Here is a 13,211-nt window from a genome sequence, read left to right on the forward strand (position 1 = left end):
CTCTCAGAGGACAGGAGCCTCTCTTTCCCGTAATGCCCGGGACAAGCCCGGGCATTACGGAGGGACAGGTCACGCCGCCTTGGCTGCCTTCGTCCGCGCGACGTCCGGCGCCGACGCCTCCTGCGTCAGCGTGGCGAGCGCTTCCGAGAGCGGCATCACCGTTTGGGCCTGGCTGCCGAGGCGGCGGATCGTCACGGTCTTCTCCTCGGCCTCGCGCTTGCCGACGGCGATGATGACCGGGACCTTCGCCAGCGAATGCTCCCGCACCTTGTAGGAGATCTTCTCGTTGCGCAGGTCGGCGCGGGCGCGCAGGCCGGCGCCCATTAGAGCCATCGTCACCTCCTCGGCATAGCCGTCGGCGTCCGAGGTGATCGGCGAGACCACGATCTGCTCGGGCGCCAGCCAGAGCGGGAAATGCCCGGCATGGTGCTCGATCAGGATGCCGGTGAAGCGCTCCAGCGAGCCGCAGATGGCACGGTGGACCATGACCGGCTGCTTCTTCTCGCCATCGGCGCCGATATAGAAGGCGCCGAAACGCTCCGGCAGGTTGAAGTCCACCTGCGTCGTGCCGCACTGCCAGTCGCGGCCGATGGCGTCGCGCAGCACATATTCGAACTTCGGCCCGTAGAACGCGCCCTCGCCCGGATTGATCTCGGTCTTGATCCGGTTGCCCGACTGTGCCGCGATCTGCTCCAGCACCTTGGTCATGACGTCCTCGGCGTGGTCCCACAGCTCGTCGGAGCCGACGCGCTTCTCGGGCCGGGTCGAGAGCTTGATGACGAGGTCGTCGGTGAAGCCGAAATCCGAATAGACCGAGAGGATCAGGTCGTTGATCTTCAGGCACTCCGCCGCAAGCTGCTCCTCGGTGCAGAAGATATGCGCGTCGTCCTGCGTGAAGCCGCGCACGCGCATCAGCCCGTGCAGCGCGCCGGACGGCTCGTAGCGATGGACGTTGCCGAATTCGGCGAGGCGGATCGGCAGGTCGCGATAGCTCTTCAGCCCGTGCTTGAAGATCTGGACATGGCCGGGGCAGTTCATCGGCTTCAGGGCGAAGACGCGATGGTCGCGCTCGGCATCGGCCGGGTTCTCGAAGGCCGCAGCCGACTTCACCGCGAACATGTTGTCCTGGTACCAGCCCCAGTGGCCGGAGGTCTCCCAGAGCGACTTGTCGAGGATCTGCGGCGCATTCACCTCCTCATAGTCGGCAGCGAGGCGCCGGCGCATATAGGCGATGATCTCCTGGAAGAGCCGCCAGCCCTTGGAGTGCCAGAACACGACGCCCGGCCCCTCCTCCTGAAAGTGGAACAGGTCCATCTCCCGACCAAGCTTGCGGTGGTCGCGCTTCTCCGCCTCCTCGAGCTGCTTGAGATAGGCGTCGAGCTCCTCCTGCTTGGCGAAGGCGGTGCCGTAGATGCGGGTCAGCATTGCGTTCTTGCTGTCGCCGCGCCAATAGGCGCCGGCGGTCTTCATCAGCTTGAAGGCGTTGCCGACCTTGCCGACCGAGGTCATGTGCGGGCCGCGGCAGAGGTCGATCCAATCGCCCTGCGCGTACATCTTGAGCGTTTGGTCGGCCGGAATCGCATCGACCAACTCGACCTTGTAGGCCTCTCCCTTGTTGGCGAAGAAGTCCTTGGCCTTGTCGCGGCTCCAGACCTCCTTGGTGAAGGGCTTATCGCGCGCGATGATCTCGCGCATCTTCTTCTCGATCGCCGGGAAGTCCTCCGGGGTGAAGGGCTCGTTGCGGGCGAAATCGTAGTAGAAGCCGTTCTCGATGACGGGGCCGATCGTCACCTGCGTGCCGGGGAAAAGCTCCTGCACGGCTTCGGCGAGCACGTGCGCGGTGTCGTGCCGGATCAGCTCCAGCGAACGCGGGTCTTCCCGGTTCAGGAACTCGATCCTGGCATCGCGCTCGATCGGATCGGCGAGATCGACGACCGAGCCGTCGAGCGCCATGGCGACGGTGCGTTTCAGGAGAGAGGGGGAAATGCCCTTGGCGATATCGACCCCGGTGATGCCGGAGGGGAATTCGCGCTTGGCGCCATCGGGAAAAGTCAGGGAGATCGTCATCGATCGCGCTCCTGCTCACTCGGGGATACGAACCCCGTAAGTCAAGGCCGGCTGCCTGTCGGAAGAGCGCGCGGGCCCGCAGCCGGTTCGGCGCGCGCGAGAGGCACTCGCCTATACGACGGTGCGACAGCGCGCAATCACGGAGAGCCGCGAGCTTGCCGATTTGTCACGCCATGGTCAGGCCCCCGCAAACGTGCTGCAATCACCCTTGAGGCTCCTGAATCCCATCCGGAAAGGACCGCCCATGATCCGCATCTCGCTGGCTGCCCTGCTGTTTGCCGTTTCCGTCCCGGCCCTCGCTCAGGATCAGGCTGCGGTGCGCGCCGCCTGTCAGGCGGATTTCGCGAAGAACTGTCCCGGCGTCAGGCCCGGCGGCGGCCGTCTGCTCGCCTGCATGCACCAGAAGGAGGCTTCTTTCTCGGATGGCTGCAAGGATGCGCTCAAGGCCGCCCAGGCCCAGCGTCCAGGGAAATCCTAGGGTCCGGCGCAGCGAGCCCTGCCGATTCAGGCACGCGGGTTCCACGCCAGCGGCCGTATCGCCACGGACGATACCAGTTCGCACCCGCGGGCAGTTCCTCGCAGACGATATCGATGCCGCTCGTTCCCCATGGGTTGCAGCGACAGATCCGCGCAAGGCCCACCCAGCCGCCGCGCCACAAGCCGAAGCGCTGGATCGCCTCGTCGGTATAGACGGAGCAGCTTGGCCAATGCCGACAATGGCGTCCGACCAGCATGGAGAGACTGAGCTGATAGCCGCGAATTGCGAAATGTGCAGAACGGCGCGGCAAAAGCGCAAGGCTTCGCAAGCGCGAAAATCTTTGCTTAACAAAGAGACGCTGGAATAGATCGTCTGCTTCGTCTTGTTCAGTCGCCACCAGAACCCGCTTTCCATTCCCGCCTTCAATTGCCTAGTACCGGAAACATGATGCGCGCCGCTCGCTTTCGCCATGCCCTCCTTCGCCCAGTCCACCTGCGCAATACACTTGCGGGTTTCGGACTGGCGTTGAGCCTCGGCCTCGCCGCGCCGGCCTCGGCCCAGCAGCGGCCTTACCTGCTCTGGCTCGACGGCGCGAAGATCGACGTCGCGCATATCATCGGCCTGCCCCCGGCGCAGAACAGCCCGGAAGCCAAGGCCGAGTTCGAGCAGGTGCAGCAGCTCACGCAGGGCCGCACACCGGAGCGCGAGAAGCAGGCGATCGCCGACCAGCGCCAGGGGCTGGTCAACTTCCTGAATGGCATGGAAACGAACTATGTCGACAGCACCCATCGCGAGGTGCGGCTGTTGTTCCGCGAAGCGCAGGTCGAGCTTGGCATCCTGCTGAAGAGCGTCCACCGCCTGACGAGTCGCACGCGCCCCTTCCAGCTCTGGTCCAAGGTCCGCGTCAAGCCCTGCCCCGGTGCGCGCCCGGAGGGCACGTCCTTCCCCTCCGCCCATGCGGCGACGGCTGCGCTCTATTCGGAACTGCTCAAGACGGCGGTCCCCTCAATGGCGGACAAGCTCGAAGAGCGCGTGAAGAGCTATGACGAAAGCCGCCTGATCTGCGGCTTCCACTTTCCCAGCGATCTCGCCGCCGGCGACAAGGTCGGGCGTGCCGTCGCCAAGGCCCTGCTGGCGGAACGCGCCTTCAAGGCCCGTTTCGACGAGACGATTCCGGAGATCAAGGTCGCCTTCGGCGTGAAGTGATCAGGCAGCGGCCTCGCGCCGCCGCGCCTCGATCTGGTCGATCGCATCAACCACCGCATCGAAGGTCAGCATCGTCGAGGCGTGGCGCGCCTTGAAGTCGCGCACCGGCACGAGCACGGCAAGATCGGCCCATTTGCCCTCCGGCGGCTCGGCATTCTCCTTCAGGATGGCGCGGGCCTGCTCGCGCACCCGGCGCAGTTCCTCCGCCGTCGAGCCGACGACATGCCGTGCCATGATCGAGGAGGAAGCCTGTCCGAGCGCGCAGGACTTCACCTCATGGCCGAAGCCGGTGACGACGTCGCCCTCCATGGTGACATCGACTGTCACGGTGGAGCCGCATAGCTTCGAATGAGCCCGCGCCGTGGCGTCCGGAGACGGCAGCCGCTGCAGCAGGGGGATGTTGGCCGCAAGCGAAAGGATGCGCTTGTTGTAGACGTCGTCCAGCATGGCGTGGTCTCTCGCCGATCTGGAATGACCGGCCTGGGAACCCAATATAGGGTTGATCGCCGCGAAACGGGAGGGCATGGAAACCTCTTCCGCCTGAGGGCGTGAAACTTGTCGCAACGGCCTCGCGGTCGCGGTCGCTTGGCCGCCGGGCGCGTGGCCCCCACCGTCCCAACGGGAGGCACCACATGATCCCTGTGGTTAAGTCCTTGTCCGTCGAGGGGGCCATCGGCCCCTCCGCTGACAAGTTTCTGGTCCGCAAGCCGACGCGGGAAGAGGCCGAGGCCGCCGTCCGCACGCTCATACTCTGGGCCGGCGACGACCCGTCGCGCGAAGGTCTCCTCGAGACGCCGCAGCGCGTCGCCAAGGCCTACAAGGAACTCTATAGCGGCTATGCCGAGGACCCCCATGACATCCTCGACCGCGTCTTCGAGGAGGTCGACGGCTACCAGGACATGGTCTTGGTGCGCGACATTCCGTTCTATTCGCATTGCGAACACCACATGGTTCCCTTCGTCGGCAAGGCGCATATCGGCTACTACCCGTCGAAGGGCGTGGTCGGCCTCTCGAAGCTTGCCCGCATCGTCGACGTCTATGCCCGGCGCCTGCAGACGCAGGAGACGATGACCGCCCAGATCGCCGATGTGATCGAGGAGGCGCTGGAGCCGCGCGGCATCGCAATCCTCGTCGAGGCCGAGCATATGTGCATGTCGATGCGCGGCGTGCAGAAGCAGGGTTCCTCGACCATGACGACGCAGTATCGCGGCGTCTTCCGCGATGATCCGGCCGAGCAGGTCCGCTTCTTCACGATGGTGAAGTCGCCGGGACTGTGATCCCGACGGTTGGCGTCACCCGGCCAGTTCCCTACAAGGCGCGTCGGATGACGCGCCTTTTCCACGATGGAGCCGCCAATGAGCCTCTTCCCCGCCGCGGCCGACAAACACGCCCTCGAGGAGGGCATGGTGCTCAGCCCCCGCTTCGATGCGAATGGCCTCGTGACGGTCGTCGCTACCGAAGCCGACAGCGGCGCGGTGCTGATGGTTGCGCATATGAATGCCGAGGCGCTGAAGCGCTCGATCGAAACTGGCGAGGCCTGGTACTGGTCGCGCTCGCGCCAGGAGCTCTGGCATAAAGGCGCGACCTCGGGCCAGATACAGACCATCGTCGAGATGCGGGTCGACTGCGATCAGGACGCGATCTGGCTCAAGGTCAAGGTCGGCGGCGATGGCGGCTGCTGCCACACCGGCCGCTGTTCCTGCTTCTATCGGGTCCAGCCGCTGCGCGAGGATGCGCAGAAGCCACTCGTCCTATGCACCTGAAGCCTGCGCGCATCGGCAATGCCGCGGCGGCGCCTTCACGGTTTCGTCAAATGCAGGCGATAATGCCGCCTGTCATGCCGTTCACTATTCACTCATCGGCTTCTGAGACCCTAAATCCCTACGGAGGAATGGGTCCATGTTCTGGGACGATGCCGCGCGGCGGGCCTTTGGTCTCGGCGGAGGTGGTGCCGCAATGAACGAGATGCGTTCGATCGAAGAGCAGTCCTTGGCGGGCAGGCCGAAGATTGGCCTGGCGCTCGGCGGCGGCGCGGCCCGCGGTTGGGCTCATATCGGGGCGCTCGAAGTCCTGATCGAAGCGGGCTTCGCCCCCGACGTGATCGCCGGCACCTCGATCGGCGCCGTGGTGGGTGGCTGCTTCGCCGCCGGCAAGCTGCCCGAACTCGCCGAATTCGCCACCAGCCTGACCAAGCGCCGCATCGTCGGCCTGATGGATTTCCATATAGGCGGCGCCGGCCTCATTTCGGGCGGACGGCTCAAACGCCTGCTCGACCAGCATGTCGACGGCATCCGTATCGAGGAATTGTCGAATCGCTTCGTCGCCATCGCGACCGAGCTGGGGTCCGGTCACGAAATCTGGCTGACGCACGGCCCGCTGGTTGAGGCACTGCGCGCCTCCTATGCCCTGCCCGGCGTATTCGACCCGGTGAAGCTCGGCGGTCGCTGGCTGATGGACGGCGCGCTGGTCAACCCGGTCCCGGTCACAGCGGCCCGCGCACTCGGTGCCGACATCGTGATCTGCGTCAATTTGAACAACGATCTCTCCGGCCGCGGTACGATCATCCAGAACCACGGCTCTGATCCCGATCCGCTCGTCCCCGAGCTGGAGATCCGCCCCGAGCCACGCTGGTATGACGGTATCAGCGGCGCGGCCAAGCGCGTCCGCAACATCGTCGGCCGCCCCTCCGAGAACCGTCCGGGCCTCGCCGGCGTCATGATCGACGCCTTCAACATCACGCAGGATCGGATCTCGCGTTCGCGACTCGCTGGCGATCCGCCGGACGTGATGATCGGCCCGAAGCTCGGCCGAATCGGCCTGTTCGATTTCCATCGCGCCGACGAAACCATGGAGTTCGGGCGGCAGGCGGCGCAGCGCGCGCTCGACGATATCGCCGCCCTCGTCGCCGCCAGCCATATCGCGCCGGAAAGCTGAGCCGGACGCGCTGGATCACCGTGCGTCCCACCGGACGCGACAACGGCGATCGATGTATTCGTTATCGTATCGGATTTTTCCGAAAAGCGCGGCTCCACTTCCGGTCCGATGCAATACCCGTCAGGCCATCGCGATATAGTCGCGCATCGCCTGGCTTTCGGCCTCGATCGCCGCGACGCGATGCTTGACGACGTCGCCGATCGAGACAATGCCGGTGACGCGCCCGTTCTCGACCACCGGGATATGGCGGAAGCGGCCCATCGTCATGATTTCCATCAACTCATCGACGCTGGTCTGCGGCCGGCAGGTCACGACCTTGGACGTCATCGACCGCGACACCGCACTCTCCAATGCCGTGGCACCATGCTCTCCCAGCGCACGGACGATGTCGCGCTCGGACAGGATGCCGACCAGCGCTCCGTCGGCCCCCATGACGACCACGGCACCGATGCGCTTCTCGCTCAGCGTGCGGATCGCCTCGGCCAGCGTCCGGTGCGGCAGCACCGAGATGACTTCGCGTCCCTTGTCGCCCAGCAGCTTCTCGACATTCATGGAAGTCCCTCCTCGCAGGCGCGCCAATTGCCGGCGCGCGGTTCCGCTGGAACCCCGCGAGCCACCGGCAACCTCGCGATGCCGGATCGGCTCGAAGAGTGCTTCGCAATGATTGAGAGTGTGGGGGAAGAGACCGGCGCAGGCAAGGCTCGCCAGCCGTTCGCCGAACGCTATCTCCCTCCGGATCGAACCCCGCCGCTCAGCGCCTGAGCGTGCCTCGATCGAACAGCGGAAACAGCAGCAGCCCGACGACGAAACCGCCGATATGGGCTTCCCAGGCGATGCTCGTCTCCTCGCCGAGGATCGGCACCAGCCCCGCCCCGAACAGGATGTTCGTCGCGAACCAGATGGCGATGAACAGGAGCGCGCGCGAATTGCGCCAGAGCTGGCCGAGCGGTTCGGCCGGGATCGCCCGCACCACCTCATCGTTGCCCAATTCACCGAAGCGCAGGCCTGGAGCGAAGACGAAACGAATCGCCGCCGCGGTGGCTCCGGAAACGCCGGCCGACGCGCCGACCAGCGGCAGGACGTCGAGTTCGCGCGACCACCAGTGCAGCAGCGCACCACCGATCGTCGAAAGTGCCATCAGATTGAGGAAGCGGCTCGTCCCGAGCCGCCGCGCCACCGGACTGCCGAACGCCGCCAGCCAGACCGCATTCGACACCAGATGCAGCCAGGAGCCATGCAGGAACCCGTAGGTCAGCAGGGTCCAGAGCCTGACGCCGCCGTCAGCGAGGAGCAGCCGCACGAGCTGCAGCCTCTCGACCACATCCTGCCCCGCCGTGGATTGCGCCATCGCGCCGACCACGTCCTCCAGCCGCCCGGGCGAAAGCCACAGCGTCAGCCGCGCCGGCACGAAGGCCAGCCACGACATCAGGACGTAATCGTCATAGTCGGACAGCAAGGAACGGCCCGCCTGGATGAGCGCCAGAGCGGCGAGCAGCCAGACGACGGCCGGAGGCAGGTTGAGCGCCGGCTCACGTGCCGGCCGGGGAGGATCTTGAAAAGCCATGCGGCGTCACACTTGCCGAAGCGTCCATGCCGCGCAAGCACCCCCTGCACATGATGCAACGAAAAAGGGGAGTGGCTCGCGCCCTCCCCTTCTCCGCAGGCTGTGACGCCGCCCGGTAGCACCGGACGGCAAGGTCACGCCCCCTTCCACCTCGCATTGCGGGCAGGCTCAGCGCCCGCGAATTCCAAAGCATTTTATACGCATTCTAGCGATCTTCCACAAAGGTAAGATTTGGTTAACCCTAATGCCCCCGCCTGCCTCCCCCGACTCAGACGACGGTGGCAAGACGGCATGGCGAATGCGTCTTCGGTAATCAGGGGAAGCGATTCGTCTCTCTTTCGAACGGTTCTGCGCCAATCTCGGTCGCCGCACCGTCCCGGGGGGCGCAGCCGGCAGCATGGGCGCAGGATGAAAAACACAAGCACACGTCTGGTTTTCGAATATTGGGACGCGCTGCGTGGCGAGCGGGCCGCGCCAGAGCGTGGCGAGATCGAACCCGGTGCGTTGCGCCCTGCGCTGGCCGACACCTTCGTGCTGGAGAACGAGCCCATCGGCCCCGTCTTCCGTCTGGCGGGAACGCGCCTCTGCGCGCTGATCGGGCACGAGCTGAGGGGGCGGGCCTTCACGGCGCTCTGGCCGGATGTCGAATCGCAAGGCGACATGCGCCGCCTCGTCCAGACCGTGATGGACGAGAGCGCCGGCGCCGTCGCCGGTCTCTCCGGGGAATCCAGGACCGGCGCGCCGATCTACCTGGAGTTGCTGCTGCTGCCGCTGCGCTATCGCGGCCGTACCCATGCACGCATTCTCGGCGCACTTTCGCCGGCGGTCTCGCCCGACTGGCTCGGCCTCGATACCATCGAGTCGATGCGCATGATCTCGCTGCGGATGCTTTGGCCCGCCGCCGCCTCGCGTCCGCCCGCGGCAGCACGCCGAGCGGAGCCGCCGCGTCTCGTCGTCCTGCCGGGCGGACGCGCCTGATCGGAACGATCCGTTAACCAGACCGCGCCTACGATCCGCCCGAATCTAGGTCGGTCATAGATGCTGAGCGCGCTCCAAACGCCCCGAACGGCTGCCATTCCTGCTGAGCGCAGGCGGCATCACCGTATGAAGGTGGTGCTGCTGGGCCGCTACATGCTGCCCAACCGCATGGAATATCCCTGTCAGACGATCGACATCTCGCCCGGTGGCGTGCACATGGCCGCTCCGGCCAAGGCCAAGCCGGGCGACCGCGTAATCACCTATCTCGAACATCTCGGCCGGATCGAAGGCACCTGCGTCCGTACGACGTTGGAAGGCTTCGCGATGACCATCACCGCGACAAGCCGCAAGCGCGAGAAGTTCACGGCCCAGCTCACCTGGCTCGCCAACCGCGAGGAGCTCGGCCTGCCGGAAGATCGCCGACACGAGCGTGTCGTGCCGCGCAATCCGCGCTCCATTCTCACGATGGAGGACGGCTTGGAATACGTCGTCCGCATCGTCGACATTTCGCTCTCGGGCGCCGCCTTTTCGAGCGATCTCGATCTGCCGATCAACACTGCGGTGCGGATCGGTTCGACGCCGGCGCGGATCGTGCGCCGCTTCGACGGCGGCTACGCGGCGGAATTCCGCTTCCCGCTCTCCGCCGATCTGCTCGACGAAAACCTCGAGCTCTGAAAGCCGGCCCGGCCGGCCGCTTCGCGCAAACCGCCTGAGCGGCCGAATTTGCGCGGCCACGTCGTGCGGCGATCTCGGCATCCTCTTGTGAAACTGGAACTCCGTGGCGGCGTCGCAGCCGGAGCGCAGGCAGCTGGCGCGCTGGCTCCACACCCCCCGCTTAAGGGATGCGTAAGTTAATGATCCTCTACCGAACAACAAAGAATTAATGGTTAACATCCCGTTGTGCGATTGATACGAATCGTTACTTCCCCATTCCAGCAAGATTGATACTGATCTATTCTTCGCTGACCGCTCGGTCGAATACATAAATTTGTACGTTTCCATTTCAGCCGGAATCCATTTGCCTGCACGCATCGTCAGCCCCGGGACAGAAAGGGGACGACATGCTCTCAATTCATCGCAATCTGATTGGTACCGCACTCGCCGCTCTGGTCACGCTCGGTGGAGCAACCGTGGCGAATGCTCAAGGCTCGGTCGGCATCCCGGTCGCGAGCCTTCCGGCCGAAGCCTCTGGCGATGCCCGCGCGCCCTATGCGTGGACGGACTTCTGCAAGCGCACACCGTCCGAATGCCGCACCGACACCCGCGAGCCGGAGCGCGTCGAGCTGAACGCCAAGCTGTGGAAGACGATCGTCACCATCAACAACAGCGTCAATCGGGAGATCGAGGCCGTCACCGACGACGAGCACTGGGGTGTCGTCGATCGCTGGGACATCCCGACCGACGGCAAGGGCGATTGCGAGGACTACGCGCTGCTGAAGCGCAAGCGCCTCGCCGAAGCCGGGCTGCCGCGCCGCGCCATGCTGATGACCGTCGTGATCGACGAGGAGAACGCCGGCCACGCCGTGCTGATGATCCGCACCGACCGCGGCGACTTCGTGCTCGACAACAAGCGCAACGCAATCCTGCCCTGGAGCCAGACTGGCTACGTCTACGTCAAGCGCGAGTCGCAGTACCGCACGGGCTGGACCTCGCTCGGCGGCGCGCAGACCCCGACGGTCGCCTCGGTGCAGCGCTGATGAAGGTTTCCGCAGCCACCAGGCGGCTGCGGCGATAGGACGGCGAGGCTCGGTCACGTCCCCACCCACCCGTCCCCAAGGATCGGGTTTCGCCAGGGCCGGCTTTCCTCCCCGGAAGGCCGGCCCGCTTCTTTTTTTAGCTCTCAGTCCAGCCTTTCGAGACCGGCCGCGAATTGCCGCCAGCGCCGGACATAGGCCTGGGCTGAAGCGGTGATCCCTGCCGCGGCCGTTTCGTCCAGCGTCCGCACCGCCCGCGCCGGCGCGCCGACGATCAGCGAATTGTCGGGAAACTCCTTGCCCTCGGTCACCAGCGCATTGGCGCCGACGAGGCTGTTGCGGCCGATCTTCGCGCCGTTCAACACGGTCGCGCCCATGCCGACCAGGCTGTTCTCCCCGATCGTGCAGCCATGCAGAATCGCGCGATGGCCGATCGTGCAATTGGCTCCCACGGTCAGCGGAAAGCCCATATCGGTGTGCAGAACGCAGCCTTCCTGGATGTTGCTGCCCTCGCCGATGGTGATCCACTCATTGTCGCCGCGCAGGACGGCGCCGAACCAGATACCGACATCGGCAGCGAGCCTTACGTGTCCGATCACATGCGCATCGGGCGCCAGCCACCAGGCCCCCTCGCCCGGCACGTCGGGTCTTGTTCCATCGAGCGCGTAGAGCGGCATGAGCGATATCCTGATGCTTCGGCCGCCTGAGGATTGCAGACGACAGCCCCTCGCCGTCAAGCGCCGAGCACGTGCAGTAGATCGAGCACCACCCGGCCGGAAGCCATGCCCCAGACCCCGGCCGTCATGCCGGCGATCATCACGAACATGAAGGGCCGCCCTTCGATCTGCCGGCTGCGCGCGGTATCGCGCAGGATCAGGAAGGGCGCGCTGAAGACCACGACCGGCACGCTCGCGACAGCAGCAAGACCGCCCATCTCCAACAGCTTGAAGTCGGCCCGATGCGAGGTGAACAGCTCGAACGCGCTGGCCAGCAGCCCTGCGAAGGCAAAGCCGATGAGAAGCGATTGGAGCGCTTCGATCGCGGCAGGCTGAATGGTCACGAGCGCGGTCCCTCCCCGGAATGACGCGCGAGAGCCTGCCGCATGGTTTACGAACTGTGAAGGCAAGTCTTTACCGATAGTTAACGATAAACACCCGGTTATGGTTTACGCCCCGTTAAGCCGGTGGTGTTTCAGTGATTCGGAGCCGGTCCGAAGGATCGGGCGAGAGTATCCGGAATGACTGCGTCTCTGTCTCATCACCGGCCCGGCCAGCAGGCCGCCCATCTCACCTCGATGGTGCGCACACGCTTGCAGCGGCCACGCGCGCCCCTGCCGCGTGCTGATGGCGCCCTGCTCAGGGTCGCGCTGCTGATCATGCTAGCAGGCGCGCTGGCAACCGGGCTCGGGCTCTATCTGACCCATCGCCGCCCCGAGGAGCCCGCCGCGCTGCAGCCGGCCCGTGTCGGCAACGTCGCCCTGCTGATCCCGAAGGATCTGACCGGGCTCGACGAGGACGATGACACCAGCCGCCTCGTCGGCATGGCTCGGTTGCGGCTCGGCTGGCCGAACCTCGGCCCGGCTCAGCCGCAGAACAGGAAGCGCCTGCTGATCACGCTGAGCCCGCCCGACAAGGTCAACGAGCCGGCGCGCCAGCTTGCGACCTATGCCCGCTTCCTGACGCCGACTGTCTGGTCGAATCCCGGCGGGCTGGTCGTGCGCGGCTTCCGCAAGGGCTCACCCTTCGAGGGCGACGAATTCTATGTCTCGGTTCCGGACGGGAAAGGCTTCGCTGCGCGCTGCCCGATCGAGACCGCCGCCCATCTCGACGAGCCCTGCCGCATCACCTTCCAGCATCGCGGCATGGATGTGAACATCCGCTTCCCGCGCAGCATCATCGCCGACTGGGCGCTGATGCTCGGCGGCGTGCGGCAGACGCTCGACGGGCTGATCAGATAGCCCGTCGCGCTGCGGCCTCAGTCTTCGAGATCGACGTCGAGGATCGCCATGGTGAAGTTGAAGGAGCGGTCGCCATCCTCATCGTCGACATGGATGATGCCGATGAACTCCTCGCCCAGATAGACCTCGGCCGAGTCGGTCTTCTTCATCCGGGCGCGCACGCTGATCGCGTGGTTGTTGAAGGTGCGGCGCAGATAGGCTTCGAGCTTGGCGAGTTCTTTCTTGTCCACGATCAGGGTCCTTTCGATTGGCCGGGAGCGATGCCACGGCAGGCCGTGAAGGGCAAGCGAAAGCAGCCGCCCCGCACATGGCCGTCCTACATCTCCACGGCTT

The 13,211-nt window shown here is 65.5% G+C and carries 17 protein-coding genes; 9 read left to right on the forward strand and 8 right to left on the reverse strand.

Annotated elements, in window-relative coordinates; all coding sequences use genetic code 11:
- Positions 1–69: 69 nt before the first annotated feature.
- Positions 70–2,067 (reverse strand): threonine--tRNA ligase, encoded by a 1,998-nt coding sequence (thrS, locus tag AC1DIN_RS00410; protein ID WP_476808289.1) that lies wholly within the window; start codon positions 2,065–2,067, stop codon positions 70–72.
- Between the two features lie 244 nt (positions 2,068–2,311).
- Here thrS and AC1DIN_RS00415 point away from each other — a divergent pair, with 244 nt between their 5' ends.
- The gene (locus AC1DIN_RS00415; protein WP_476808290.1) at positions 2,312–2,545 is read left to right on the forward strand and encodes a hypothetical protein; all 234 of its coding nucleotides are present in this window, start codon (positions 2,312–2,314) and stop codon (positions 2,543–2,545) included.
- On the opposite strand, the gene yidD is transcribed toward AC1DIN_RS00415, so the two are convergent.
- Positions 2,508–2,855, reverse strand: coding sequence for a membrane protein insertion efficiency factor YidD (yidD, locus tag AC1DIN_RS00420; protein ID WP_476808706.1), 348 nt, complete (start codon positions 2,853–2,855; stop codon positions 2,508–2,510). The genes AC1DIN_RS00415 and yidD overlap by 38 nt on opposite strands.
- 215 nt (positions 2,856–3,070) lie before the next feature.
- Here yidD and AC1DIN_RS00425 point away from each other — a divergent pair, with 215 nt between their 5' ends.
- A complete protein-coding gene (locus AC1DIN_RS00425; protein WP_441471721.1) occupies positions 3,071–3,751 on the forward strand; it encodes a phosphatase PAP2 family protein in 681 nt (226 codons plus the stop codon).
- Here the strand turns inward: AC1DIN_RS00425 and AC1DIN_RS00430 are convergent, their stop codons facing one another.
- Positions 3,752–4,198 carry an iron-sulfur cluster assembly scaffold protein gene (locus AC1DIN_RS00430; protein ID WP_476808291.1) on the reverse strand — a complete coding sequence of 149 codons (447 nt, stop codon included), beginning with the start codon at positions 4,196–4,198 and terminating at the stop codon, positions 3,752–3,754. It abuts the gene before it with no gap.
- Positions 4,199–4,383: 185 nt separating this feature from the next.
- On the opposite strand from AC1DIN_RS00430, the gene folE reads away from it, so the two are divergent.
- From folE to AC1DIN_RS00445, 3 genes are all read left to right on the forward strand, one after another.
- Entirely contained in the window at positions 4,384–5,028 is a 645-nt protein-coding gene (folE, locus tag AC1DIN_RS00435) for a GTP cyclohydrolase I FolE (RefSeq protein WP_441471719.1), read from the forward strand.
- 78 nt (positions 5,029–5,106) lie between these two features.
- On the forward strand, positions 5,107–5,514 hold the full coding sequence (gene hisI / locus AC1DIN_RS00440; protein WP_441471718.1) for a phosphoribosyl-AMP cyclohydrolase: 408 nt from the start codon (positions 5,107–5,109) through the stop codon (positions 5,512–5,514).
- 136 nt (positions 5,515–5,650) lie between these two features.
- Entirely contained in the window at positions 5,651–6,685 is a 1,035-nt protein-coding gene (locus AC1DIN_RS00445) for a patatin-like phospholipase family protein (protein WP_441471717.1), read from the forward strand.
- A 120-nt stretch (positions 6,686–6,805) separates the two neighbouring features.
- Here the strand turns inward: AC1DIN_RS00445 and AC1DIN_RS00450 are convergent, their stop codons facing one another.
- Positions 6,806–7,237 carry a CBS domain-containing protein gene (locus AC1DIN_RS00450; protein WP_441471716.1) on the reverse strand — a complete coding sequence of 144 codons (432 nt, stop codon included), beginning with the start codon at positions 7,235–7,237 and terminating at the stop codon, positions 6,806–6,808.
- A gap of 199 nt (positions 7,238–7,436) precedes the next feature.
- The gene (locus AC1DIN_RS00455) at positions 7,437–8,249 is read right to left on the reverse strand and encodes a rhomboid family intramembrane serine protease (RefSeq protein WP_441471715.1); all 813 of its coding nucleotides are present in this window, start codon (positions 8,247–8,249) and stop codon (positions 7,437–7,439) included.
- Positions 8,250–8,657: 408 nt separating this feature from the next.
- Here AC1DIN_RS00455 and AC1DIN_RS00460 point away from each other — a divergent pair, with 408 nt between their 5' ends.
- The 3 genes from AC1DIN_RS00460 to AC1DIN_RS00470 all read left to right on the forward strand — a co-directional run bounded on the left by AC1DIN_RS00460 (position 8,658) and on the right by AC1DIN_RS00470 (position 10,924).
- The gene (locus tag AC1DIN_RS00460; RefSeq protein WP_441471714.1) at positions 8,658–9,227 is read left to right on the forward strand and encodes a PAS domain-containing protein; all 570 of its coding nucleotides are present in this window, start codon (positions 8,658–8,660) and stop codon (positions 9,225–9,227) included.
- Between the two features lie 60 nt (positions 9,228–9,287).
- Positions 9,288–9,902, forward strand: a complete 615-nt coding sequence (locus AC1DIN_RS00465) for a PilZ domain-containing protein (protein ID WP_441471713.1) — start codon at positions 9,288–9,290, stop codon at positions 9,900–9,902.
- Between the two features lie 386 nt (positions 9,903–10,288).
- A complete protein-coding gene (locus AC1DIN_RS00470) occupies positions 10,289–10,924 on the forward strand; it encodes a transglutaminase-like cysteine peptidase (protein ID WP_441471712.1) in 636 nt (211 codons plus the stop codon).
- 143 nt (positions 10,925–11,067) lie between these two features.
- Here AC1DIN_RS00470 and AC1DIN_RS00475 read toward each other — a convergent pair whose 3' ends face one another.
- Together AC1DIN_RS00475 and AC1DIN_RS00480 are read right to left on the reverse strand one after the other, a co-directional pair.
- Positions 11,068–11,598 (reverse strand): gamma carbonic anhydrase family protein, encoded by a 531-nt coding sequence (locus AC1DIN_RS00475; RefSeq protein WP_441471711.1) that lies wholly within the window; start codon positions 11,596–11,598, stop codon positions 11,068–11,070.
- A 56-nt stretch (positions 11,599–11,654) separates the two neighbouring features.
- Positions 11,655–11,981 carry a DUF6949 family protein gene (locus AC1DIN_RS00480; RefSeq protein ID WP_476808292.1) on the reverse strand — a complete coding sequence of 109 codons (327 nt, stop codon included), beginning with the start codon at positions 11,979–11,981 and terminating at the stop codon, positions 11,655–11,657.
- 177 nt (positions 11,982–12,158) lie between these two features.
- Here AC1DIN_RS00480 and AC1DIN_RS00485 point away from each other — a divergent pair, with 177 nt between their 5' ends.
- Positions 12,159–12,878: a hypothetical protein gene (locus AC1DIN_RS00485; protein WP_441471709.1), complete on the forward strand. Its 720-nt coding sequence runs from the start codon at positions 12,159–12,161 to the stop codon at positions 12,876–12,878.
- 17 nt (positions 12,879–12,895) lie between these two features.
- On the opposite strand, the gene AC1DIN_RS00490 is transcribed toward AC1DIN_RS00485, so the two are convergent.
- Positions 12,896–13,108, reverse strand: a complete 213-nt coding sequence (locus AC1DIN_RS00490; RefSeq protein ID WP_149128549.1) for a DUF3126 family protein — start codon at positions 13,106–13,108, stop codon at positions 12,896–12,898.
- Between the last annotated feature and the right edge of the window lie 103 nt (positions 13,109–13,211).

The sequence above is a fragment of the Allobosea sp. 05T438 genome (assembly GCF_056396025.1).

Excerpts from the sequence above, each read along its gene's own strand:
- folE (WP_441471719.1), top strand. The coding sequence starts at position 4,384 with ATGATCCCTGTGGTTAAGTCCTTGTCCGTCGAGGGGGCCATCGGCCCC.
- AC1DIN_RS00465 (WP_441471713.1), top strand. The coding sequence starts at position 9,288 with ATGCTGAGCGCGCTCCAAACGCCCCGAACGGCTGCCATTCCTGCTGAG.
- hisI (WP_441471718.1), top strand. The coding sequence starts at position 5,107 with ATGAGCCTCTTCCCCGCCGCGGCCGACAAACACGCCCTCGAGGAGGGC.
- thrS (WP_476808289.1), bottom strand. The coding sequence starts at position 2,067 with ATGACGATCTCCCTGACTTTTCCCGATGGCGCCAAGCGCGAATTCCCC.
- AC1DIN_RS00460 (WP_441471714.1), top strand. The coding sequence starts at position 8,658 with ATGAAAAACACAAGCACACGTCTGGTTTTCGAATATTGGGACGCGCTG.
- AC1DIN_RS00415 (WP_476808290.1), top strand. The coding sequence starts at position 2,312 with ATGATCCGCATCTCGCTGGCTGCCCTGCTGTTTGCCGTTTCCGTCCCG.
- AC1DIN_RS00450 (WP_441471716.1), bottom strand. The coding sequence starts at position 7,237 with ATGAATGTCGAGAAGCTGCTGGGCGACAAGGGACGCGAAGTCATCTCG.
- AC1DIN_RS00430 (WP_476808291.1), bottom strand. The coding sequence starts at position 4,198 with ATGCTGGACGACGTCTACAACAAGCGCATCCTTTCGCTTGCGGCCAAC.
- AC1DIN_RS00455 (WP_441471715.1), bottom strand. The coding sequence starts at position 8,249 with ATGGCTTTTCAAGATCCTCCCCGGCCGGCACGTGAGCCGGCGCTCAAC.
- AC1DIN_RS00475 (WP_441471711.1), bottom strand. The coding sequence starts at position 11,598 with ATGCCGCTCTACGCGCTCGATGGAACAAGACCCGACGTGCCGGGCGAG.
- AC1DIN_RS00445 (WP_441471717.1), top strand. The coding sequence starts at position 5,651 with ATGTTCTGGGACGATGCCGCGCGGCGGGCCTTTGGTCTCGGCGGAGGT.
- AC1DIN_RS00470 (WP_441471712.1), top strand. The coding sequence starts at position 10,289 with ATGCTCTCAATTCATCGCAATCTGATTGGTACCGCACTCGCCGCTCTG.
- AC1DIN_RS00485 (WP_441471709.1), top strand. The coding sequence starts at position 12,159 with ATGACTGCGTCTCTGTCTCATCACCGGCCCGGCCAGCAGGCCGCCCAT.